The organism is Mycolicibacterium pallens, from assembly GCF_019456675.1.
Taxonomy (GTDB): Bacteria; Actinomycetota; Actinomycetes; order Mycobacteriales; family Mycobacteriaceae; genus Mycobacterium; species Mycobacterium crocinum.
On sequence record NZ_CP080333.1, the window covers coordinates 3,775,862 to 3,799,202 of the forward strand.

Sequence of the window (23,341 nt, forward strand, 5' to 3'; positions counted from 1 at the left end):
CTCACTCGTCACCAGAATTCCCGCAACCTAACTTTTGTTCGGACCCTACCGAGTCGCCCTCCTGCCGTCAACGATGTGACGAGCCCTGCTTCTGCTACCGTTACCAAATATCCGGTCCGCATTGGAGGTGCCGTGAGCAGGCGCAGCGACATACTGCAGTCCGCAGCCGCGCTGATCGCCGCCTCGGGGCTGCGGACCTCGTTGCAGGAGATCGCCGACGCCGCAGGCATTCTGCCGGGAAGCCTCTATCACCATTTCGAATCCAAAGAGGCCATCCTCGTCGAGTTGCTCCGGAGCTACCACGAGGATCTGGACGACATCGCTCGGCAAGCCGAGAGCCGGCTCGATGGCCCCGGCTCGACGTCAGCGTTCGACCGGCTTGTCGACCTCGGGTCGGCGATCGCCCAGTGCGCGGTCACCCATCGGGCAGCACTGCAGATGACGTTCTACGAGTTCCCGTCCGCCGACCCGGACCTGACCGAACTCGCCCGGCAACGGCCCACCGCGATTCTGGCGGCCACGCTGCAGACGCTGCGGGCCGCGCGGTGGAGTGGCTACATCGGCCCGCACGTCGACATCTCGATTCTCGCCGACCGCTTCGTTCAGACCATGTTGCACGTCGGACTCGACGTCATCCGAAACGACGCGGGGCCCGACAAGGTTGCCGCCCTGCTGTGCACGATCCTGCTGGAGGGCTTGGCCACCAACCCCGTCACCGATGTCGAGCTCGACGCGTCTGCCGCGTACCGAGCGGCAGATCAGGTGGTGCAGTCCTGGCAGGAAGCCGACGACCCGGCCGACGACGCCGCCCGCATCAGGGCGGTCGCCCGGACCGAGTTCGGGCGCAAGGGCTATGAATTCACTTCGATCAGGGATATCGCCGCCGCGGCCGGCATGGGCACCGGGACCGTGTACCGGCTGATCGGCTCCAAAGACCAACTGTTGACCGACATCATGCGCGCGTTCGGCGAGAAGATGGAGCCGGGGTGGACCGATGTCCTGCGCTCGGACTCGTCCCCGCTGGAGAAGCTCGACGCGGTGTCATGGATTCACACGAATGTCCTGGAGAAGTTCGGCGACGAGTTCCGCATCCAGTTGGCGTGGATGCGCCAGTCCCCGCCGGACACCCCGGATCCCGGCTGGCTGTTCTCGACGCGCGTCGGACAGATGAAAATGCTTCTGGCCGAAGGCATCAAGACCGGCGAGATAGCGATCGACACTCCGTCAAACGAGATGCTCGCACGCGCGGTGATCGGCGTCGGCTGGATCCCGGAGAACATCCTGCGCGACATCGGGACACGGGCGTCACTCATCCATATCCGGGACACGTCGCTGCGCGGCGTCGCCACGCGCCGCGGCTGAGCTCAGCCCACGATCATCGGTAGCGTGCCCCAGCCCCGGACGCTGGAGGTGTGCGCCATCGCGGCGTTCGCCAGATCGACGTCCCACTCCGGCCAGCGCCGCAGCATCTCCTCGGTGGCCACTCGGGCCTGCATGCGGGCCAGCGATGAGCCGAGGCAGAAGTGCAGGCCTTGGCCGAAGGACAGGTGCGCGCCGGTGCGGTGGATGTCGAACTCCTCGCCGCGCGGATAGTGGCGCTCGTCGCGGTTGGCCGACCCGTTGAGCAGCAACATGATCGAGCCCTCCGGGATGCGCTGCGCGTAACATTCGGCATCGCGTGCGACGTAGCGGGCCTGTACCGGGGACGGCGCCTGGTAGCGCAACGTCTCCTCGATCGCCCCCGGGATCAGCGAGTGGTCCTCCACGAGCTCGCGGCGCTGATCGGGGTGCTGGGCCAGCATCTGAGCGATGAAACCGATCAGGCGCGTGGTGGTTTCGTTGCCCGCGCCGGCGATCATGCTGGTGTACGTCAGCACCTCGAGGCGCGTCAGTGGTCGAAGTCGTCCATCCTCTTCGACCTCCGCGTTGAGCAGCTGCGTCATCAGATCGTCGGACGGATGCTGTGCCCGCCACTCGATGTAGTCGGCGAACAGTTGGTAGGCATTCTCGAACGCGTCAGCCGAGACCGATTGGAAACCACCGTCCTTCAGGTCGATCTGGGCGTTGGTGCTGTCCCGGATGTGCTGCTGGCCCTCTTCGGGAATGCCCAGCAGATAGCCGATCGTCCGCATCGGGATCAGCGCGCCGAAGTCGGTGATCACGTCGAACTGTTTGGCACCGGTCAGCGCGTCGAGGGCTCGAACACAGAACTGTCGCACCAGGTCTTCGATCGCTTCCATCCGTCGGGGCGTAAACACCTTCGACAGCAGCCGCCGGTGCAGGTCGTGCAGCGGCGGATCCTCGAAAAGGATGACACCGGGCGGGACTTCGAGGCCGCTCATGATGATGTCGATCGTGGTGCCGCGGCCCGAGCGGTAGGTCTCCCAGTTGTGCAGTTCGCGGCTGACATCGTCGTAACGGCTCAGCGCAAAGAAGTTGTACTTCTCATTGTGATAGAGCGGGGCCTCGTCTCTCATACGCTTCCAGATCGGGTACGGATCATCGTCGATCGCGAAGTCGAAAGGGTCGTAGTACAGGTCTATGGCACTGGCGCCAGTCATTCGTTTCTCCAATCGATCGCGTGTCGCGGCAGGGTGTTCGGCAGATCCAGCGAGCTGAGCAGTCCGGCGGGCGCCTCCACCACATACGGAATCGCGTTGACCACCCGCATCGCGGTGGCGGTCATCGCGGCATGGCCGGCGCCGTGCCCTTCGGCGGCACCAACGTTCATCGCGCAGTGAATGTCGGGATCGCCGGCGATGTCCACGTGATACGAGGCGTCGAACTCCGATGCCGGCCAGTCGGGGGCGACGTCACGGGCCATTCGGATGATGTGCTCGACGACGATGGCCTCGCGACCGTTGACCACGCCCGCCGCCCTGGTGCTGACCGCGCCGCAGGTGCCTGCCTTGATCGTGCCGAACGCCACCTCGATGTCGCGGTCGGTGGTCCGCCGGTCGAGGGTGCCCCGCACCTCCTCGATCTCGACACCGAGGCCTTCGGCGATGAGGTAAAGCGGTGCTCGCCAGGCCATCTCGATGAAGCCTGGTGTCTTGAGCAACGGTTCGAAGTCGAGCGAGTGCCCGAAGCCCATGCCGTTCATCATCACGTCGGCGACCGGGTAGTGGTCGTTGAGCGCGACCTCGGTGACCTTCACCTGCCGGATCGTTTTGGACTGCGTCGACAGCAGCAACGCCAGCTGATCGGATCCGAAGCCGGGAAAGATGCCCGACGCGTAGAACGAGGCATCTCCCGCCGTGGCCGCCCGCTCCATCTGGTCGCGCCATTCCGGCGAGTAGTAGGCCGGCGGGTAGACCAGGCTGGTCGACGAGGTCGAGACGACGTTGATCCCCGCCTCGAGCAGCATCAGGTAGTCCGGTACGGCGCCGGCGTCGCGATCGGGTCCGCTTGCGGCGTAGACCACGCAATCCGGCTGTAGTGCAACGAGTTCGGCGGCGTTGCCGGTCGCGGTGATCCCGATCGGCGTGCCACCGGCCAACTCACCGGCGTCCTTGCCGACCTTGTCGGGCGAATGCACCCATACTCCGACCAGTTCGAGATCGGGCCGAACCCGGATCGCGTCGATGGCGATCGAACCGACCCCGCCTGTCGACCAGACGACTGTTCTCAGTGTCACTGCGTCTCCTGTGCGCGTTGGCTCGCCGTCGCGGCGCGTTCGAGATAGGGCCAAGCGATAGCCGGTGGCAAGCCGCCGCACAGCGGCAGCAACGGAAGTGGCCTACCGCCGCGGATCCAGTCGGCGGCCTCGTCGGTGGTGAAGATCCGGTAGGGACCACTCGCGTCCCGTAACTCCGACACGGTCGAGGCGCGCGAGATGCTGGCCACCGAGTCGTCGCCGTGCCGATAGGACGCCGCCGTCACGGCGTCGTGCAGCAGGTAGGAGCCGAGCTCCTGCCACGCGGCATCGACGTCGTCGGCGACGAAAACCGTTGTCGGCGCGCCCTCGACCGGGAACTGCACCATGCCGGGTTCGACTCCGTTGGCGCGGCATTCGGCCTCGTACACGACCTTGAGCTCCGGCGAGGCGACCTGGGAGATGAACCCGAGCCCGTAACGCGCAGCCCGACGGGCTGCCGCCTTACTGCCGCCGGCGATCAGCATGTGCGGCCCTGCTGGTGTCACCGGCGGTGGCGTCACATGTATCCGTCGGCCGTCATGGTCGACGGGCTCTCCCTGCAGCAGCTCGCGGAGCAGGGCGAGCGATTCGTCCGCCAGCTTTCCGCGGCGCCGGTGATCGACACCGAAGTGGATGTACTCCTCGACCCGGTGGCCGATGCCGAAAGCGTAGGAGACCCGGCCTTCGGCAATGATGTCCAGCACGCTGATCTCCTCGGCGAGCCGCACCGGATCCCAGAACGTGATCGGCACCGCGGCCAGCAGGATCGCCAGATGCTTGGTCCGCGCGGCGATGGCCGCGGCCAGGAGATGCGGCGCGGACAGATGGCCGTCGTCGGTCGCGTGATGCTCGGACAGCACGGCGATGACGGCACCGCGGTCCTCGGCCCACTCGCACATATCGACCGCAGCCCCATACAGGTCGGTCGTCGCTGCCGAACCCGCCGGTGCGCGCATGTCGAACCGAAGAGTGAACATCCGCCTCACCATAACCTAAATTTTGTTCCCCGCTACCCCGCTTCGGTCGGTTCCTTGACCGTCTCGACGGACGACTGTTACGTTCCGGATCAAACCTTAGGTTTTGGAGGCAGTCATGGCTGATGGTCGATACCGCGTGGTCGTGTGGTCCACCGGTGGCATCGGGTCGATCGCAATCCGGGCCGTTCACGAACGCCCCAACCTCGACCTCGTCGGTGTGTGGGTGCACTCTCCGGAGAAGGACGGTCGCGATGCCGGCGAATTGGCCAATGGCGAGCCGATCGGCCTGGCGGTCACCACCGACGCCGACGCTTTGATCGCGCTCAAGCCGGACTGCGTGATCTACGCGGCCAGTGGCCCTGAGCGTGATGCGCTGGCGATCCCCGACTACGTGAGGTTGCTCAGCGCCGGAATCAATGTCGTCACGACCAGCACCACCCGACTGGTGAACCCCCATGCCTACGAGCCCGTCGAGTGGCGCGAGCAGATCGCGGCCGCCGCGAAGCAGGGTCAGGTGACGCTCTACGCATCCGGGATCGAGCCCGGGTTCGCCGCCGACTATCTGCCGCTCGTGCTCTCGACCCAGTCATCGCAGATCGAGAAGATCCACTCCTACGAGATCGGCCTGTACGACGACTACGGGGTGCCGGACATCATGAGCGACGCGTTGGGATTCGGCAGGCCGCTGGACTACACGCCGTGGATCAGCTTCCCCGGCGCGATTGCCGGCGAATGGCACGGCCAGATGCGCATGGTGGCCGAAGCGCTCGGTGTCGAATTGCAGGAAGTGCGAGAAACATTCGACCGTGCGGTGACGGAGCGGACGCTCGAGGTGGCGATGGGCACCGTCGAGGCGGGCACGTGCGGCGCGCTGCGGATGCAGGCGATCGGCATCGTCGACGGCAAGGAAGCCATCATCATCGAGCACGTCACCCGGCTGGCTCCCGACGTCGCGCCGCACTGGCCGACACTGCCGAATGCGCTTGGCTACCGCGTCGTGATCACCGGCACTCCGGACATCGACTGCACCTTCGACGTGACACTGAGGGACCGCAAGAAGGCCGGCATCGAGTCGATGACCTCCGGGGCCGGCGCGATGGTGGCCACCGCGATGCGCGTGGTCAATGCGATCCCCTATGTCGTCGACGCGCAGCCGGGGCTGGTGAGCTCGGTGGATCTGCCGTTGACCATTCCGCGCCAGGCCTTCACTCCCGCGTAGTCCAGCGCGAAAGCAGTTCCGCCGCTTCACTACTCAGCTGGCCGATCACCTCGGCAACCGATCGGACGGCGGTCAGCGCCCCGACACCCTGGCCGGCGTTGATCGGCGACCGGGTGAAGTCCTCGCCTGCGATGGCCTCGGCCAGCTCCGCGGCGGCGTCGGGACCGAGCGACTCCTCGTGACCGTCCCAGCGGTCGCTGAAGTCGTTGCGCAGCACCCGTTCTGGCAGCGACGGCGGCCACGCGTATCCCAGCGCGACGTCGAACGCCCGGGTGGTCACCGTGTCGGTGTTCGACGCGGACAACAGCCGTTCCCGGGTGGCGTCCGACAACAGCGACTCGGTGCACGCGGTGAACGCGGTGCCCACCCACGCCGCCGATGCACCGGCCGCCAGAACCGCGGCCAGCCCACGCCCGGACGAGATGCCGCCGGCAGCCAGTACCGGGACGTCGAGGTGGTCGAGCAATTCGGTGAGGAGCGGGAGCGTGCCGACGCGCGGCTCGCCGTGGCCGCCACCTTCGGCCCCGCGGGCGATCACGATGTCGGCGCCGGCGTCGACCGCGCGTCGCGCGCTCGGCAGGTCGGGAACCTGCGCGGCGGCGAGGACACCGGCGTCATGCGCACGCCGCACCCACTCCCACCGTTCGCCGAAGCTGACGCTCAGCAGCGCGGGCCGCGCGGCCAGTGCCGTGTCGAGCAACTCCGGCTGACCGGCCGCCACCCACTCGACCATGCCAATACCGAACGGCCGGTTCAGGTTTGCCACATGCGGCAGTTCGGCGGCGAGTTTCGCCGCCGTTGCCGAACTTCCCATGCCGATCATGCCCAGGCCGCCGGCCCGGGATACCGCGGCGGCCAGCGCGCCACCGGCGGCGCCGCCCATCGGGGCGTTGACGATCGGCACGTCGAGACCCATCGACCGCGACCAGTCCGTCGACAGCACTGAACGTCTCCTCACACGTAGCGGTTGCGGCCGGCCAGCACGCCCAAGACCATCTGCACCACATACACACCGAGCACCATGATGAACGGCACCGTCCAGCCTCCGGTCACATCATGGAGTGTGCCAAACAGGAACGGTCCGACGCCCGCCAGCAGATAACCGAAGCCCTGCGCCATCGCCGACAGTTGCACGGTGTCCTCGGGCGTGCGCGACCGCAAGGCAATGACGGTCAGGGCCAACGAGAAGACGCTCATCCCGATGCCGACCAGCACACTCCACAGCAGCGGGCTGAAGCCCGGAGCCACCAGCAGGCCGACCACACCGGCGAAGCCGCACACCCCGAGCGCGGCGATCCAGCCGCTCTGGTGTTCCGACCGCGCCGCCATCGGCGCCAGGACCAGACTGATGGGCAGGGCGATCACGGAGAGCAGTCCGACGAGCAGGCCCGCAGAGGTCTTGCTGACCCCGTTGTCGATGAACACCTCCGGCAGCCAGCCCATCATGATGTAGGCCAGCAGTGACTGGGTCCCGAAGAACAGCGTCACCGTCCACGCCAACGGATTCCGGACGAGCGAGCGGCGCTCGCCGGAATCGGCTGAGGCAACCGGGTTTTCGACGCGACGTGCGGCGATCAGCCAGACCAGCAGCGCCACGACGGCCAGCACGGCCCACGCGCCCAACGCCGGGCGCCAACCCCCGTAGATGTTCTCCAGAGGCGGGGTGACGGCCGACCCCAGCGCACCGCCGCCCTGCAGTGCGGCGGTGTAGATGCCGGTCATCAACCCGAGCTGGGCGGGAAACGACTGCTTGATCACCACCGGGATCAGGACGTTGATGACGGCGATACCCGCTGTCGCCACGAGCGTTCCCCCGATGACCACGTACGACCCGTCGAGCACACGAACCAGGAGACCGACGATCAGCGTGGCCAGTGCCAGGCTGATGGACCGGCCGAGCCCGAACCGGCGGGACAGTGCCGCCGATGCCAATCCGGCACCGGCGAAGCACAATCCGGGCAGCGTGGTGAGGACGCCGGCCCACACCGCCGACGCTCCGAGCGCGCGCTGCATATCGCCGAGCACCGGGCCGACGCTGGTGACGGCGGGGCGCAGATTGAGTGCGGTCAGCACGACCGCGACGACCAGGACGGCACCGGCGGCGACACGCCCACTCGGGGGCACCTCCACCGCGCCGTCCAGTTCGAGGGCCAGATCATGCTCGTAGCGACTCACCGCGCTATCGTGTCATACATCCCATGATCGGATGAAAAGGGTTTTCGATGCCGTTAGCAGCCGCACGCCCCTCCGGGCTGGTCGATCACGCCATTGACCAGCTGCGGCAGTCGATCACGTCGGGTGAATGGCCGGTGGGCACCCGGATCCCCACCGAGCCAGGTCTGGCGGCCGCGCTGGGTGTTGGCCGCAACACCGTGCGGGAGGCCGTCCGCGCGCTGGCACACAGCGGCATTCTCGAGGTTCGCCGCGGCGACGGGACGTATGTCCGGGCCACCAGTGAAATATCGGGCGCGCTGAGCCGGATGTGCGGGTCGAAGCTGCGCGAGGTGCTGCAGGTGCGACGTTGCCTCGAGGTCGAAGGGGCACGATTGGCCGCCACCGCCCGCACCGACACTGATGTGGCCGAGCTTCGCGAACTGCTTGCACGCCGCGATGCGCTGGACGCCGGTACCGATCGTGTCGAATTCTCCCGGGCAGATGCGCACTTGCACTTCGCGGTGGTCCGCGCGTCGCACAACGAGGTGCTCATCGAGCTGTATCGCGGGTTGACCGAAGCTGTCACCGACAGCGTCGCCGTCACCTCCACGATGCATGATGTCGGGCACGCCGAACTGGTCGACGCGATCGCCGATCAGGATCCGGAGCGGGCCGGACGCGAAGCCGGCCACTTCCTCGACGAACTCATCGATGAGCTTCCAGCGCACGGCATTTCGGGTCGCTAAAGACCGTTCTTGATGGCTGCCGCTTGTTTCTGCCCGAGCTGAGTGACGAATTCGGGGGGCGGAAACAACTCGGCCGGCGCGTCGAAGTCGATCGTGACGAATGCTCGTCCCTCAGTGAAGAGCAATACGGTCTTCCCCCTGGCATTGTCGAGCGAGTTTCCCTCGATCTTCGTGCCACCGGTACCGACGTCCGCGGGTTTGGGCACCCCCTTCACCGAACCACCGAGAGCGTTCTTGGCCGCTTCCAGGGCGCCGGCCGCGGCGGCGGCATCCGGGAACACCAAGACGGTGTCCGTGATGACCCGAGAATTCTCCGGACCGCTGAACGTGACTGCCGCACCGGGCCGGCCATCAGGATTCACGACGGGCGGAGCTGCCGTGAAGCTCATCGGCGCCTCGATGTCGGTCGCTTTGATCAAGAGTTTCGTGTAATCGGTCGGCTGCGCCGAATTCGGCGCGGCGGCGTTACCCGCGGCCGACGACGAGCCCGACGTGTGCGGCGGTGAACTCGAGTTGCCGCTGCAGCCAGCCGACAACGCCACCAACGCCACGACCGCGCCGACACCGGCGGCAGCCCTCGGAGCCACCCACATGCGTCCGCTCTCCTTTCGGGAATAGGCCATCAGTCGTCGTAGTACCGGGCCTCGACGACGTTGCCGTCCGGGTCCGGAAAATACATCCCTTCCGGTCCCCAGCCGCGGGCGCCGAACGTCGGCGCCAGCCGTGCGCCGGTGTCGATACCCTCAGCCTGCAAACGGTCGATGAGCGCGTCGTACTCAGCCTTGGTCATCGCCAGGCACACATGGTTGACGGGGTGGCCGGCGCTGCCCGCGACATGGGTCTGGGTCTCGGTGCTCGCGGCTTTGCCACTCGGGGACAGGTCGATGATGGATCGTCGGAGACCCGCACGCTGGGGAACGGCGCGTCGCCGGTGAGGAACTCGTCGAAGCGAACGGGTTGCAGTCCGACGACCCGGGTGTAGAAGTCCATGGCGACGGCGGGGTCCTGGACCCACAGCACCACGTGGTCGAGCCGCATGGACGAAATGCTACTGGTAGAGCAATCGAGAGCCCCCACGCGGCGGAGCCATCCCGAAAACCGCTGCAGCACAGCCAGTTTCCCTGATCTACCGGCAGACGAGATGTTGCCACCGCAAGCATCGCATTCGCCAGAGATAATTAACGCCCAGTTAGGGACCTTTGCCCCTGTTTGCCAGATGGCCGGGAGTAGTCCCATGGAAATGAGTCGGACCGGATTCGGTCATGAGGTATGAAATGAGCGCAGCAGCATATGTAGGCCGCGTTGGGGGGCTGGGAATCGCACTCGGTGTGGGGATCGCCGTGGCGTCCGGGTGCGGGGTGGCGTGGGCCGATGGCACCGGTTCCTCCGCGGCGTCAGACACACCGTCGTCGACTGCCGATGGACAACAGACCCAAGCATCGGCCGACTCAGGAGTCGGTGGGGCCAAGATGCCGCAACCGTCCTCCCCCACGGGCGTGACGGTCCCGCGCCCGCCAAGCCTGGTGAATCCCTCTCGCGCCCATCGGAATTCGCCGAACGCCAAGCCGCCTGCCCCCGCTGCGTCCAAGCGCCGACCGGCAGCGCCACCGCCGGCATCGGCCGCCGTGACGTCCACGGGAAGCTCCGACAGCCGACAAGCGGCGGCCCCGCAACCGTCGATCAAGAGCGCGGTGCAGACCCAGCCGGCCGTCGCCGCACCGACAGCCGAAACAGTCGCGTCGGCCGTGGTCAAGGTACAGCCGGTGGCGGCCGCGGTGGATACGTCCGTCTCGAAGACCACCCAGACGGTTCCGAACGTCGTCAGCGTCGCGCTCGCCGCCTTCGGGCTTGATCCGCTCGCTGCCAACTCACCGCTGGCGCCCGCCGGGTCTCCCACGCTGTGGGGTCTGCTGGCCTGGACCAGACGTGAATTCGAGACGATGGTGTCCCGCCTCCGCAGCGCCGCGCTGGGATCGGTTCCCACGCAAGCGATCTCGACCGCACCTCTGCAAACCCAGTCCGTCGCGGCGGCCGCGGTGGCCACCGGGCCCACCACGACGCCGGTGGCGTGGGTGACAGGCATCGGGACCACCGGCCCCTATCTGCTGAGCCGCACCAACAACACCGCGGCGATGTTCGGCATCGCGGGCACGGACCTCGGCATCATGTGGGACAACGGGATCGCCGACAACCCGGCCACCCCGGTCAACGAACATCAGGTTCTGATGGCGTTCGGGGACACGTTCAGCGGCACCGGGCAGACGGGCATCTGGCGCTCCAACACGCTGCTGCGCAGTTCGGATCAAGTGCTTGCCGACGGTATCAGCGTGGCACCGGGCCAGGTGGGCAACGTCTTCAGCGGCTCACCGCTGTCGAGCCCCAACTTCTCCAAGCAGATCATCAACAGCCCGGGCTATATCGGCCCGCTGGGGTCGGAGGTCACCATCATTCCGACATCCGGAGTCTCGGTGCCCTACAACAACACCTATGGTTCGCGTCAGTACGTGAGCTTCATGTCGGTGAAGTCCTGGGACACCCCCGGGCGATGGACCACGAACTACTCGGCCATTGCCTACTCCGACGACAACGGTCAGACGTGGACCGTCGCACCGTCGTCGATCCGCTCGGCTGCGTCGTACCGCACGACGACCGGGTACGTCTCGGGCAACCAGAATTTCCAGCAGAGTGCCTTCGTCCGACCGCCGGCCGGATCGGCCGACGCCGGCTACGTCTACGCCTTCGGCACGCCGTCAGGCCGCGGCGGAACCGTTTACCTGTCACGCGTGCAGCAGGCGAACATTGCGGACCAAACCAAGTACGAGTACTGGAATGGGACCTCCTGGGTGGCCAACAAGCCGTCGGCGGCGACGCCCATCTTGCCGGCGACCACCACAGCCAGTACTGGTTTGTTGGGCTGGTTCAGCAGCCTGTTCGGCGGCAGCAAGAAGACCTATCCCAGCGCCGGTGAGATGTCCGTGTAGTACAACACCTATCTCAACAAGTACGTGATGATGTACGCGGACAACAACAACAACGTCGTGATGCGCACGGCCGACCGGCCGGAGGGTCCGTGGTCGGGTCCGACGACGCTGGTGACGTCGACGCAGTACCCGGGTCTCTATGCGCCCATGATGGATCCCTGGTCGACCGGGCAGGACATCTACTGGAACATGTCGATGTGGGGCGACTACAACGTCCTACTGATGCACACCAAGCTCGCGTGATCTCGGCAGGTGGGTCTTTGGTGGGCGCGGACGGTATCGAACCGCCGACCGCTGGTGTGTAAAACCAGAGCTCTACCACTGAGCTACGCGCCCGTGCCCGGGGGAGGTTACACGGCCGCCAGCGCCTGCGTCCAAACCGATTGATCGCGCGCCTCGCCGGGCTCCTTGCACTCGGCGAACCGGATGACACCGTCGCGGTCGATCACGAAGGTCCCCCGATTGGCAAAGCCGGCGTCGGCGTTGAACACCCCGTAGGCCTGGGCGACGGCACCGTGCGGCCAGAAGTCGGAGAGCACCGGAAATCCGAATCCGCTCTGGGTGGCCCAGACCTTGTGCGTCGGCGGCGGCCCGACCGAGATCGCCAGCGTGGCGGTGTCGTCGTTGTCGAACTCGGGCAAGTGGTCGCGCACATAATCGAGCTCGCCCTGGCAGATGCCGGTGAACGCGAGCGGGAAGAACACCAGCAGCACGTTCTTTTTGCCGCGGAAGTCACTGAGCGTGACCGGCTGACCGTTCTGGTCTTTCAGCGTGAAGTCAGGGGCTTGCGCTCCGACCGCACCTGTCACGAGTGCCTCCCGGCCGCCTTCGATTTCGGCTGCACCAGTCGGCTCGCGATCCAATCCCCCAGATTGGCCGACGACGTCTGCATCAGTCCCGCGGTCGGCGCCGACTCGGCGATCTCGGCGGGCTGCACGTGGCCCGGCTTGCCGGTCTTGGGTGTCACCACCCAGATGATGCCGTCGTCGGCCAGCGGCGCGATCGCATCCATCAGTCGATCGACCAGGTCACCGTCGCCGTCGCGCCACCACAGCAGGACCACGTCGACGACCTCATCGGCATCCTCGTCGAGCAGTTCCCCGCCGCTGGCGTCCTCGACGTCCGCCCTGATGTCGTCGTCGGTGTCCTCGTCCCAGCCCAGCTCCTGCACGACCTGGTCTTTCTGGATGCCCAGCTTCTGGGCGTAGTTCGGGGGGCCACCCTCCGCGACCACGGTCGGAACCTCCTTGGAATCAGGGTCGGCTGTCTACGGCCTATCGTCGCACGACGACGACAATTACTCGCCGTGCGGTGCGAATCAATAGGTCGCGTCGCACAAGCTCAACGCATTCGACCTGGTGTCGTTGAGACTTTGGATGGTCTGGTTGAACTCCGCCGGGCCCGCGTGACCGGTGATCGCTCTCGCTGTCGCATGTGCACCGTCTACCCAATCCTTGAACGCAGCCTTCAGCTCGTCAGGGATCGCGTCGGTGATGCTGCCTGCGACGGCGTCGGCGCTCTTGTTCAGCGCATCGACCGCCGGGCCCTCGGTGGTCGCGATGTCGGGGGTGGCCTGGTTGAACGCGCTCACGTAGGCGTTGACGGCGTCGATCGCATCGGCGCTGGACGTCGACAGCGTCTCGCATGTGTCGTGCATGGCCTGCGTCGTCACCGACGCCTGCCGTTCGGACTCCCGAGCGCTGGACGAGGCGGCCGACTCGGAGGCCGACACGGACATCGAGGTGCGGAAGGCCGGCGCGTCGCGCGAGTTGGCCGACGGCTCGCCGCCGGTGACGCTGGTGCAGCCCACCACGCCGGCCAGCACGGCCGCCGCGCTGCCGACCAGCAGCCCGCCGATCCGCAATCTGCGCGCATGTATGATCAGCACCCCGGCAGGTTACCGGGTAAGGGCCCTGCTCGGCGCGCCGCGAAGAATTCACCAACCGCACGGTTGACTACTCGTCGGTACTGGCTCGATTGCGGCACGATAGAAGTCGGACGGTGCAAAACCTGCACCTCCTACTAAGGAGCTGAAGTTGACCACCGAGTTCGCGCGCCACGACCTGGCTCAAAACTCAAGCAGCCCAAATGATTCCGATCGAGTACGGGTGATCCGCGAAGGCGTCGCGTCATATCTGCCCGATATCGACTCCGAGGAGACCTCGGAATGGCTGGAGTCGTTCGACGACCTGCTGGCCCGCTCGGGCCCGGCCCGGGCGCGCTATCTGATGCTGCGCTTGCTGGAGCGCGCCGGTGAGCAGCGCGTCGCGATACCGGCGTTGACCTCCACCGACTACGTCAACACCATTCCCACCGAGCTGGAGCCGTGGTTCCCCGGCGACGAGGACCTCGAGCGCCGCTACCGCGCCTGGATCCGCTGGAACGCCGCGATCATGGTGCACCGCGCGCAGCGGCCGGGCGTCGGCGTCGGCGGGCACATCTCCACCTATGCCTCGTCGGCCGCGCTGTACGAGGTCGGCTTCAACCACTTCTTCCGCGGCAAGGCCCACCCGGGTGGCGGCGACCAGATCTTCATCCAGGGCCACGCCTCCCCCGGCATCTACGCCCGCGCCTTCCTCGAAGGCCGGCTCACCGCCGACCAGCTCGACGGCTTCCGCCAGGAACACAGCCACCCCGGCGGCGGGCTGCCGTCCTACCCACACCCGCGGCTGATGCCGGACTTCTGGGAGTTCCCAACGGTGTCGATGGGCCTGGGCCCGATGAACGCGATCTATCAGGCGCGGTTCAACCACTACCTGCACGACCGCGGCATCAAGGACACCTCCGATCAGCACGTGTGGGCGTTCCTCGGTGACGGCGAGATGGACGAGGCCGAGAGCCGCGGCCTGGCCCACGTCGCCGCGCTGGAAGCGCTCGACAACCTCACGTTCGTCATCAACTGCAACCTGCAGCGCCTCGACGGGCCGGTGCGCGGCAACGGCAAGATCATCCAGGAGCTGGAGTCCTTCTTCCGCGGTGCGGGCTGGAACGTCATCAAGGTGGTGTGGGGCCGCGAGTGGGACGCCCTACTGCACGCCGACAAGGACGGCGCGCTGGTGAACCTGATGAACACCACGCCCGACGGTGATTACCAGACCTATAAGGCCAACGACGGCGCGTATGTGCGCGACCAGTTCTTCGGCCGCGACCCGCGGACCAAGGCCCTGGTGGCCGATATGAGCGACAGCGAGATCTGGAACCTCAAGCGTGGCGGGCATGACTACCGCAAGGTCTATGCCGCCTACCGCGCGGCGATGGAGCACAAGGGCCAGCCGACGGTCATTCTGGCCAAGACCATCAAGGGCTACTCGTTGGGTGCCCACTTCCAGGGCCGCAACGCCACCCACCAGATGAAAAAGCTTGCCCTGCAAGACCTCAAGGATTTCCGCGACGCCATCCGCATCCCGGTGTCGGACGAGCAACTCGAGGAGAACCCCTACCTGCCGCCGTACTACCACCCCGGCCCAGAGGCTCCGGAGATCCGTTACCTCATCGACCGGCGCCGGGCCCTGGGCGGCTTCCTGCCGGAACGCCGCACCAAGACCAAGGTGCTCCCACTGCCGTCGCGCGATGTGTACAAGGCGCTGAAGAAGGGGTCCGGCCAGCAACAGGTGGCCACCACCATGGCCACCGTGCGCACGTTCAAAGAGCTGTTGCGCGACAAGGAGATCGGCAAACGGATCGTGCCGATCATTCCCGACGAGGCGCGCACCTTCGGCATGGACTCCTGGTTCCCGAGCCTGAAGATCTACAACCGCAACGGCCAGCTGTACACCGCCGTCGACGCCGAATTGATGTTGGCGTACAAGGAAAGTGAAGTCGGCCAGATCCTGCACGAGGGCATCAACGAGGCCGGCTCGACGGCGTCGTTCACCGCGGTGGGCACGTCCTACTCCACGCACAACGAGCCGATGATCCCGATCTACATCTTCTATTCGATGTTCGGGTTCCAGCGCACCGGCGACGGATTGTGGGCGGCCGCCGATCAGATGGCCCGCGGCTTCGTGCTCGGCGCGACGGCCGGGCGCACCACGCTGACCGGCGAAGGCCTGCAGCATGCGGACGGGCACTCGCTGCTGCTCGCTGCGACCAACCCTGCTGTAGTGGCCTACGACCCGGCGTTCGCCTACGAGATCGCGTACATCGTGGAAAGCGGCCTGGCGCGGATGTACGGCGAGGACCCGGAGAACGTCTACTTCTACATCACCATCTACAACGAGCCCTACGCCCAGCCGCCGGAGCCGGAGAACTTCGACCCCGAAGGCCTGCTGCGCGGCATGTATCGCTACCGGGCGGCCGGCGAGAAGCGCACCAACGTCGCGCAGATCCTGGCCTCCGGCGTGGCGATGCCCGAGGCCCTGCGCGCCGCCGACCTGCTGGCCGAGCGCTGGGACGTCGCCGCCGACGTCTGGTCGGTGACCAGCTGGGGTGAGCTCAACCGCGACGGCGTCGAGGTCGAGAAGGAGCTGCTGCGCCACCCGGACCGGCAGGCCCGGACGCCCTACGTGACGCAGGCGCTGGCCGATACCGCAGGCCCGGCCGTCGCCGTGTCGGACTGGATGCGTGCGGTGCCCGAGCAGATCCGCCCGTGGGTGCCCAACACCTACGTCACGCTGGGCACCGACGGGTTCGGTTTCTCCGACACCCGGCCCGCGGCCCGGCGGTACTTCAACACCGACGCCGAGTCGGTGGTGGTGGCGGTGCTGGAGGCGCTGGCCCGCGACGGCGAGATCGACCCGTCGGTGGCGATCGCGGCAGCCAAGGAGTACCGGATCGACGACGTGATGGCCGCCGAGGTCTCCTACGTCGACACCGGCAGCGCCTAGATAGCGGCCCCTACCCCCGTGCATTTGGTGGGAACATCCAGAAAAGCGGCGTAGCTTTTAGGGGTGAGTGACAACCCGCTCGTCGAGCCGCTCCCACCGTCCGCGCTGGAGCTGCTGCAGAACGTGCCGGACTCGACGCTGCGCCGGCTCAAGCAGTACTCCGGCCGGCTGGCCACCCAGGCCGTGCAGGCCATGCACGAGCACCTGCCGTTCTTCGGGGAACTCGAGGCCTCTCAGCGCGCCAGCGTGCAGCTCGTCCTGCAGACCGCGGTGGTCAACTTCGCCGAGTGGATCCGTAACCCGCTGAGCAATGTCGGCTACACCGCCGACGCATTCGCCCTGGTCCCCCAAGACCTCACCCGCCGGATCGCGCTGGCGCAGACCGTCGACATGGTCCGGGTGAGCATGGAGTACTTCGAGGCCGCGGTTCCTGCGCTGGGCCGCAACGACGAGCAGCGCACCGCGCTCTCGATCGGCATCCTGCGCTACAGCCGCGACCTGGCGTTCGCGGCGGCGGCCTCCTACGCCGACGCTGCTGAGGCACGCGGCTCCTGGGACAGCCGGATGGAGGCCAGCGTCGTCGACGCCGTCGTCCGCGGCGACACCGGCCAAGAGTTGCTGTCCCGGGCCGCCGCCCTGAACTGGGACACCACCGCCCCGGCGACCGTCGTCGTCGGCACCCCGCCGGCAGGCCGGGAGGAACTCGCCAGCGAGGACGTCCGCGACATCGCCGCCCGGCACGGCCGCTCGGCCCTGGCCGACGTGCACGGCACCTGGCTGATCGGCATCATCTCCGGGCCCCTGGCGCCCACCGACAAATTCTTCAACGACCTCATCAATGCGTTCTCCGACAGTCCGGTGGTAATCGGGCCGACCGCACCCATGCTGACCGCGGCGTATCACAGTGCCAGTGAGGCGATCTCGGGGATGAACGCCGTCGTCGGCTGGAGCGGCGCCCCGCGGCCGGTCCTGGCCCGCGAGCTTTTGCCCGAACGGGCGCTACTCGGCGACACCTCGGCGGTGGCCGCGTTGCACACCGAGATCATGCGGCCGCTCGCCGACGCCGGGCCGGCCCTCACCGAGACCCTCGACGCGTACCTCGACAGCGGCGGCGCGATCGAAGCTTGCGCCCGGAAATTGTTCGTTCATCCAAACACCGTGCGCTACCGCCTCAAGCGGATCACGGACTTCACCGGCCGCGATCCCACCCTGCCGCGCGATGCTTACGTGCTGCGAGTGGCGTCCACCGTCGGCCGCCTCGGCTACCCGGCGCCCATCAATACCACGGCAAATAGTTCTGTTGCCCAACTCACACCGCCGTTGGTCGGAAGCCCCGGAAACGTCTGATAAGAGGAATAGATCGCGGCCAGATATCGATGGAGTCGCATCACATGCACTTTTGTGGGACCCCCACAAAAACATAAGACGAGGTTCATAATCTCTTACACCGTGCAAATCCGGTTTCACAATGTTTTCTTAATGAGTGCCCCAAGAACCCGTGATTGCGTTGCTGGCCCCTGGCCAGGGTTCGCAGACCCCCGGCATGCTCGAGCCCTGGCTGGAGCTGCCCGGCGCGGCCGATCAGATCAAGACCTGGTCGGATATCGCCGGTCTGGACCTTGCCCGCCTGGGGACCACGGCATCTGCTGACGAGATCACCGACACTGCGGTCACCCAGCCGCTGGTCGTGGCAGCGACCCTGCTGGCCAACGCCGAGCTGACCAAGCGCGGCACCCTGGCCGGCCGCAAGACCGTCGTCGCAGGCCACTCCGTCGGCGAGATCGCGGCCTACGCGATCGCGGGCGTCATCTCCGCCGACGATGCGGTCAAGCTGGCCGCCGTCCGCGGCGCCGAAATGGCCAAGGCCTGCGCCATCGAGCCGACCGGCATGTCCGCCATCCTGGGTGGGGACGAGGCCGAGGTCTTGGAAGCGCTGGCACGTCTTGACCTGATCCCCGCCAACCGCAACGCCGCAGGTCAGATCGTGGCGGCCGGAGCGGTCGCGGCTCTGGAGAAGCTGGCCGAGGATCCGCCGGCCAAGGCCCGGGTGCGCCAGCTGGCCACCGCAGGCGCATTCCACACCCACTACATGGCTTCCGCGCTCGACGGGTATGCGGCAGCAGCGGCCGAGGTTGCGACCAACGAGCCGACGACCGCGCTGCTGAGCAACGCCGACGGTCAGCCGGTATCTTCTGCGGCGGACGCGATGGAGAAGCTCGTCGCGCAACTCACCCGCCCGGTGCGCTGGGATCTGTGCACCGACACCATGCGGCAGCTCTTTGAGGACGCAGAGGGCAGCGCGATCGTCGAGTTCCCGCCCGCGGGGACTCTGGCCGGGATCGCCAAACGAGAACTTCGGGGGGTCGCCAATCGTGCGATCAAGACACCCGCAGACCTGGACGGACTCGCCGAGCTCTAACCGGCTACACCCATCCAGGACAACCACATAGCAAGCGTTTCACCCAAGTAGCACAACCGATTACGAAGGAGCCACCGTGCCCGCCTCTCAGGAAGAAATCATCGCCGGCCTCGCCGAGATCATCGAAGAAGTGACCGGCATCGAGCCGTCTGAGGTCACCCCGGAGAAGTCGTTCGTCGACGACCTGGACATCGACTCGCTGTCGATGGTGGAGATCGCCGTTCAGACCGAGGACAAGTACGGCGTGAAGATCCCCGACGAGGACCTCGCCGGTCTGCGCACCGTCGGTGACGTCGTCTCCTACATCCAGAAGCTCGAGGAAGAGAACCCCGAGGCTGCTGCCGCCCTGCGCGAGAAGTTCGCAGCAGAATGACCAGGCCTTCCACTGCTAACGGCGGTTTTCCCTCCGTCGTGGTGACCGCCGTCGAGGCCACCACGGCTCTTGCTGCGGACATCGAGAGCACGTGGAAGGGCCTGCTGGCCGGCGAAAGCGGTATTCGCGAGCTCACCGATGACTTCGTCACCAAATGGGACCTGCCAGTGCGTATCGGCGGTCACCTGGTCGACAACATCGACGAGCACATGACCCGCATCGATATGCGCCGCATGTCCTACGTGCAGCGGATGTCGAAGCTGCTGTCGGGCCGGTTGTGGGAGACCGCGGGCAAGCCCGAGGTCGACCCCGACCGGTTCGCGGTGGTCATCGGTACCGGTCTGGGTGGCGGCGAGAAGATCGTCGAGACCTACGACGCGATGAACGAGGGCGGGCCCCGCAAGGTGTCCCCGCTCGCCGTTCAGATGATCATGCCGAACGGCGCCGCTGCGGTGGCCGGTCTGGAGCTGGGCGCGCGCGCCGGGGTCATCACCCCGGTGTCCGCCTGCTCCTCCGGTTCCGAGGCGATCGCCCACGCGTGGCGTCAGATCGTCATGGGTGACGCCGACTTCGCCGTCTGTGGTGGCGTGGAAGGTGGCATCGAGGCACTGCCCATCGCGGCGTTCTCGATGATGCGCGCCATGTCGACCCGCAACGACGACCCGGCCGGGGCCTCACGCCCGTTCGACAAGGACCGTGACGGCTTCGTGTTCGGTGAGGCCGGCGCGATGATGATCATCGAGACCGAGGAGCACGCCCTGGCCCGCGGTGCCAAGCCGCTGGCTCGGCTCATGGGTGCCGGCATCACCTCGGACGCCTTCCACATGGTGGCCCCGGCGCCGGACGGCCTGCGGGCCGGCCAGGCGATGAAGCGGGCGATGGAGACGGCGGGCTTGTCCCCCAAGGACATCAGCCACGTCAACGCCCATGCCACGGCAACCCCGATCGGTGACACCGCTGAGGCCAACGCCCTGCGGGTGGCCGGTGTGGGACACGCCGCGGTGTACGCACCGAAGTCGGCCCTGGGCCACTCGATCGGTGCGGTCGGTGCGCTGGAATCCATCCTCACCGTGCTGGCACTGCGTGACGGCGTCATCCCGCCGACACTGAACTACGAGACACCGGATCCGGAGATCGACCTGGATGTCGTTGCGGGAGAACCGCGTTACGGCGACTACCAGTACGCGATCAACAACTCATTCGGGTTCGGAGGGCACAACGTCGCGATCGCCTTCGGGCGGTACTGACACCGTTCCGGGGGGAAAGGACTAGCAGGAAGCAATGGCAGGGTTGACTCGTCTGTCGACGGGGAACGGCTTCCCCAACGTGGTCGTCACCGGCGTTGCGATGACGACCGCCCTGGCATCCGATGCCGACAGCACCTGGAAGAAGCTGTTGGACGGGCAGAGCGGTATCCGGCTTCTCAACGACGAGTTCGTCGAGAAGTACGACCTGCCGGTGCGAATCGGTGGGCATCTGGTCGAGGAGTTCGACGGCGAGCTGACTCGCGTCGAACTTCGTCGGCTGTCTTACCTGCAGAAGATGTCCACGGTCCTGAGTCGGCGGGTCTGGCAGAACGCCGGCTCCCCCGAGGTGGATCCCAAGCGGTTGATGGTGTCGATCGGCACCGGCATGGGATCCACCGAGGAATTGGTGTTCGCCTATGACGGGATGCGGGCCAAAGGGCTGAAAGCGGTTTCGCCGCTTGCGGTTCAGATGTACATGCCCAACGCCGCCGCGGCGGCTGTCGGCCTGGAGCTGAAGGCCAGGGCCGGGGTCATCACCCCGGTCTCGGCCTGCGCTTCGGGCTCGGAGGGCATCGCGCAGGCATGGCGGCAGATCGTTCTCGGCGAAGCCGACATCGCGGTGTGCGGTGGCGTCGAGACCAGGATCGAGGCCGTGCCGATCGCAGGCTTCGCTCAGATGCGAATTGTCTTGTCCACCACCAACGACGATCCGGCCGGGGCATGCCGGCCGTTCGACAAGGACCGTAACGGGTTCGTCTTCGGTGAGGGCGGTGCGCTCATGGTCATCGAAACCGAAGAGCACGCCAAGGCCCGCGGGGCCAACATCCTCGCGCGCATCATGGGGGCAGGCATCACCTCGGACGGGTACCACATCGTGGCGCCCGACCCGAACGGTGAGCAGGCGGGTCATGCGATCACACGGGCAATCCAGCTCGCGGGTCTCGAGCCCTCCGATATCGATCACATCAATGCCCATGCGACCGGCACCCAGGTGGGCGACGTCGCGGAAGGCAAGGCAATAAACAATGCGCTCGGCAATCACCGGCCGGCCGTCTACGCGCCGAAGTCGGCGTTGGGCCACTCGGTGGGCGCTGTCGGCGCGGTGGAGTCGATCCTCACCGTGCTGGCGCTGCGGGACGGCGTCGTGCCGCCCACGCTCAATCTGCGCAACCTCGATCCGGAGATCGATCTGGACGTGGTGGCCGGCGAACCCCGGCCAGGCAACTACCAGTACGCGATCAACAACTCGTTCGGATTCGGTGGTCACAACGTCGCGATCGCCTTCGGGAAGTACTGAAATCCTCAGACTCGAAGCATCCGCGCACACATGGAGGTTTAGATGACGATCATGGCCCCTGAGACGGTCGGCGAATCACTCGACCCGCGCGACCCGCTGCTGCGGCTGTCCACGTTCTTCGACGACGGCAGCGTGCAGCTGCTGCATGAGCGTGACCGCTCCGGTGTGCTCGCCGCCGCCGGCAGCGTCAACGGTGTGCGCACGATCGCCTTCTGCACCGACGGCACCGTCATGGGTGGCGCCATGGGCGTGGAGGGCTGCCAGCACATCGTCAACGCCTACGACACCGCCATCGAGGAGCAGAGCCCGATCGTGGGCATCTGGCACTCCGGCGGCGCCCGCCTCGCCGAAGGTGTCAAGGCGCTGCACGCCGTGGGCCTGGTCTTCGAAGCGATGATCCGCGCGTCGGGTTACATCCCGCAGATCTCGGTCGTGGTCGGCTTCGCCGCCGGCGGCGCCGCATACGGCCCGGCCCTGACCGACGTCGTGATCATGGCCCAGGAGGGCCGGGTGTTCGTCACCGGCCCCGACGTGGTGCGCAGCGTGACCGGCGAGGACGTCGACATGGCTTCCCTCGGCGGGCCCGACACCCACCACAAGAAGTCCGGTGTCTGTCATATCGTCGCCGACTCCGAGCTCGACGCCTACGAGCGCGGCCGCCGGTTGGTCGGATTGTTCTCTCAGCAGGGTCATTTCGACCGCAGCAAGGCCGAGGCCGGGGATTCCGACCTGCACGCGCTGCTGCCGGAATCGGCTCGCCGCGCCTACGACGTGCACCCGTTGGTCGAGGCGCTGCTCGACGCCGACACCCCATTCGAGGAATTCCAGGGCAAGTGGGCGCCGTCGATCGTCGTCGGCCTGGGCCGGCTGTCCGGGCGCACCGTCGGCGTGATCGCCAACAACCCGCTGCGCCTCGGCGGCTGCCTGAACTCCGAAAGTGCCGAGAAGTCAGCACGTTTCGTGCGCCTGTGCGACGCCTTCGGCATTCCGCTGGTGGTCGTCGTCGACGTGCCCGGTTATCTGCCCGGCGTGGATCAGGAGTGGGGCGGCGTGGTCCGTCGCGGCGCGAAGCTGCTGCACGCCTTCGGTGAGGCCACCGTTCCGCGGGTCACGCTGGTGACGCGAAAGATCTACGGCGGGGCCTACATTGCGATGAACTCGCGGTCACTGGGTGCCACCAAGGTGTTCGCCTGGCCGGACGCCGAGGTTGCGGTGATGGGTGCGAAGGCCGCGGTCGGCATCCTGCACAAGAAGAAGCTGGCCGCCGCACCGGATCACGAACGCGAAGCGCTGCACGAGGAATTGGCCGCCGAGCACGAGCGGATCGCCGGCGGTGTGGACAGCGCGGTCGAGATCGGCGTGGTCGACGAGAAGATCGACCCGGCGCACACCCGCAGCAAGCTGACGCAGGCACTCGCCGAGGCCCCGGCCCGGCGCGGGCGGCACAAGAACATCCCGCTGTAAG

The 23,341-nt window shown here is 66.8% G+C and carries 19 protein-coding genes, 1 tRNA gene and 2 pseudogenes; 11 read left to right on the forward strand and 11 right to left on the reverse strand.

All coding sequences use genetic code 11. From position 1 onward, the window contains the following. Positions 1 to 132: 132 nt before the first annotated feature. Entirely contained in the window at positions 133 to 1,362 is a 1,230-nt protein-coding gene (locus K0O64_RS18530) for a TetR/AcrR family transcriptional regulator (protein ID WP_225933482.1), read from the forward strand. A 2-nt stretch (positions 1,363 to 1,364) separates the two neighbouring features. Here K0O64_RS18530 and K0O64_RS18535 read toward each other — a convergent pair whose 3' ends face one another. From K0O64_RS18535 to K0O64_RS18545, 3 genes are read right to left on the reverse strand one after another with little or no spacing between them, the layout of a single operon-like run. Next, positions 1,365 to 2,561: a cytochrome P450 gene (locus K0O64_RS18535; RefSeq protein WP_096311736.1), complete on the reverse strand. Its 1,197-nt coding sequence runs from the start codon at positions 2,559 to 2,561 to the stop codon at positions 1,365 to 1,367. Beyond that, positions 2,558 to 3,631: an NAD(P)H-dependent amine dehydrogenase family protein gene (locus K0O64_RS18540; RefSeq protein ID WP_425574767.1), complete on the reverse strand. Its 1,074-nt coding sequence runs from the start codon at positions 3,629 to 3,631 to the stop codon at positions 2,558 to 2,560. Before K0O64_RS18540 ends, K0O64_RS18535 begins: the two co-directional genes overlap by 4 nt. 2 nt (positions 3,632 to 3,633) lie before the next feature. Continuing rightward, positions 3,634 to 4,614, reverse strand: a complete 981-nt coding sequence (locus K0O64_RS18545; RefSeq protein WP_096312914.1) for an LLM class flavin-dependent oxidoreductase — start codon at positions 4,612 to 4,614, stop codon at positions 3,634 to 3,636. Between the two features lie 115 nt (positions 4,615 to 4,729). Here K0O64_RS18545 and K0O64_RS18550 point away from each other — a divergent pair, with 115 nt between their 5' ends. Beyond that, on the forward strand, positions 4,730 to 5,833 hold the full coding sequence (locus tag K0O64_RS18550) for an NAD(P)H-dependent amine dehydrogenase family protein (RefSeq protein ID WP_071943429.1): 1,104 nt from the start codon (positions 4,730 to 4,732) through the stop codon (positions 5,831 to 5,833). Here the strand turns inward: K0O64_RS18550 and K0O64_RS18555 are convergent. Beyond that, complete coding sequence (locus tag K0O64_RS18555; RefSeq protein WP_096311738.1) at positions 5,820 to 6,749, reverse strand: NAD(P)H-dependent flavin oxidoreductase; 930 nt, start codon at positions 6,747 to 6,749, stop codon at positions 5,820 to 5,822. The two genes, K0O64_RS18550 and K0O64_RS18555, sit on opposite strands and share 14 nt — an antisense overlap. A 38-nt stretch (positions 6,750 to 6,787) precedes the next feature. Beyond that, complete coding sequence (locus tag K0O64_RS18560) at positions 6,788 to 7,987, reverse strand: CynX/NimT family MFS transporter (RefSeq protein WP_425574768.1); 1,200 nt, start codon at positions 7,985 to 7,987, stop codon at positions 6,788 to 6,790. A 68-nt stretch (positions 7,988 to 8,055) separates the two neighbouring features. Here K0O64_RS18560 and K0O64_RS18565 point away from each other — a divergent pair, with 68 nt between their 5' ends. After that, positions 8,056 to 8,733: a FadR/GntR family transcriptional regulator gene (locus tag K0O64_RS18565; protein WP_096311740.1), complete on the forward strand. Its 678-nt coding sequence runs from the start codon at positions 8,056 to 8,058 to the stop codon at positions 8,731 to 8,733. Here the strand turns inward: K0O64_RS18565 and K0O64_RS18570 are convergent. Both K0O64_RS18570 and K0O64_RS18575 read right to left on the reverse strand, forming a co-directional pair. Further along, on the reverse strand, positions 8,730 to 9,326 hold the full coding sequence (locus K0O64_RS18570) for a hypothetical protein (protein WP_096312915.1): 597 nt from the start codon (positions 9,324 to 9,326) through the stop codon (positions 8,730 to 8,732). The genes K0O64_RS18565 and K0O64_RS18570 overlap by 4 nt on opposite strands. Before the next feature lie 29 nt (positions 9,327 to 9,355). Then, positions 9,356 to 9,771 (reverse strand): annotated as a pseudogene (locus K0O64_RS18575) (VOC family protein). 902 nt (positions 9,772 to 10,673) lie between these two features. On the opposite strand from K0O64_RS18575, the pseudogene K0O64_RS18580 reads away from it, so the two are divergent. After that, a pseudogene (locus tag K0O64_RS18580) lies at positions 10,674 to 11,957 on the forward strand (glycoside hydrolase family 183 protein). 18 nt (positions 11,958 to 11,975) lie between these two features. On the opposite strand, the gene K0O64_RS18585 reads toward K0O64_RS18580, so the two are convergent. The 4 genes from K0O64_RS18585 to K0O64_RS18600 all read right to left on the reverse strand — a co-directional run bounded on the left by K0O64_RS18585 (position 11,976) and on the right by K0O64_RS18600 (position 13,602). Next, positions 11,976 to 12,050, reverse strand: a tRNA-Val gene (locus K0O64_RS18585). A 14-nt stretch (positions 12,051 to 12,064) separates the two neighbouring features. Then, the gene (locus tag K0O64_RS18590) at positions 12,065 to 12,523 is read right to left on the reverse strand and encodes a peroxiredoxin (RefSeq protein ID WP_071943423.1); all 459 of its coding nucleotides are present in this window, start codon (positions 12,521 to 12,523) and stop codon (positions 12,065 to 12,067) included. Next, entirely contained in the window at positions 12,520 to 12,948 is a 429-nt protein-coding gene (locus K0O64_RS18595; protein WP_047331272.1) for a DUF3052 domain-containing protein, read from the reverse strand. The genes K0O64_RS18590 and K0O64_RS18595 overlap by 4 nt, the downstream gene beginning before the upstream one ends. An 84-nt stretch (positions 12,949 to 13,032) precedes the next feature. Beyond that, a complete protein-coding gene (locus K0O64_RS18600; RefSeq protein ID WP_071943421.1) occupies positions 13,033 to 13,602 on the reverse strand; it encodes an Rv2240c family protein in 570 nt (189 codons plus the stop codon). A gap of 148 nt (positions 13,603 to 13,750) precedes the next feature. On the opposite strand from K0O64_RS18600, the gene aceE reads away from it, so the two are divergent. From aceE to K0O64_RS18635, 7 genes are all read left to right on the forward strand, one after another. Beyond that, a complete protein-coding gene (gene aceE / locus K0O64_RS18605; RefSeq protein WP_071943419.1) occupies positions 13,751 to 16,540 on the forward strand; it encodes a pyruvate dehydrogenase (acetyl-transferring), homodimeric type in 2,790 nt (929 codons plus the stop codon). A gap of 63 nt (positions 16,541 to 16,603) precedes the next feature. Beyond that, entirely contained in the window at positions 16,604 to 17,887 is a 1,284-nt protein-coding gene (locus K0O64_RS18610; protein WP_071943417.1) for a PucR family transcriptional regulator, read from the forward strand. Positions 17,888 to 18,038: 151 nt separating this feature from the next. Beyond that, positions 18,039 to 18,959, forward strand: a complete 921-nt coding sequence (locus K0O64_RS18615) for an ACP S-malonyltransferase (RefSeq protein WP_096311741.1) — start codon at positions 18,039 to 18,041, stop codon at positions 18,957 to 18,959. Between the two features lie 76 nt (positions 18,960 to 19,035). Further along, positions 19,036 to 19,332: a meromycolate extension acyl carrier protein AcpM gene (acpM, locus tag K0O64_RS18620; RefSeq protein WP_071943413.1), complete on the forward strand. Its 297-nt coding sequence runs from the start codon at positions 19,036 to 19,038 to the stop codon at positions 19,330 to 19,332. Further along, entirely contained in the window at positions 19,329 to 20,579 is a 1,251-nt protein-coding gene (gene kasA, locus K0O64_RS18625) for a 3-oxoacyl-ACP synthase KasA (RefSeq protein ID WP_071943411.1), read from the forward strand. Before acpM ends, kasA begins: the two co-directional genes overlap by 4 nt. A 34-nt stretch (positions 20,580 to 20,613) precedes the next feature. Beyond that, a complete protein-coding gene (gene kasB, locus K0O64_RS18630) occupies positions 20,614 to 21,876 on the forward strand; it encodes a 3-oxoacyl-ACP synthase KasB (protein WP_071943409.1) in 1,263 nt (420 codons plus the stop codon). Positions 21,877 to 21,918: 42 nt separating this feature from the next. Continuing rightward, positions 21,919 to 23,340: an acyl-CoA carboxylase subunit beta gene (locus tag K0O64_RS18635; RefSeq protein ID WP_071943407.1), complete on the forward strand. Its 1,422-nt coding sequence runs from the start codon at positions 21,919 to 21,921 to the stop codon at positions 23,338 to 23,340. Position 23,341: the final 1 nt, after the last annotated feature.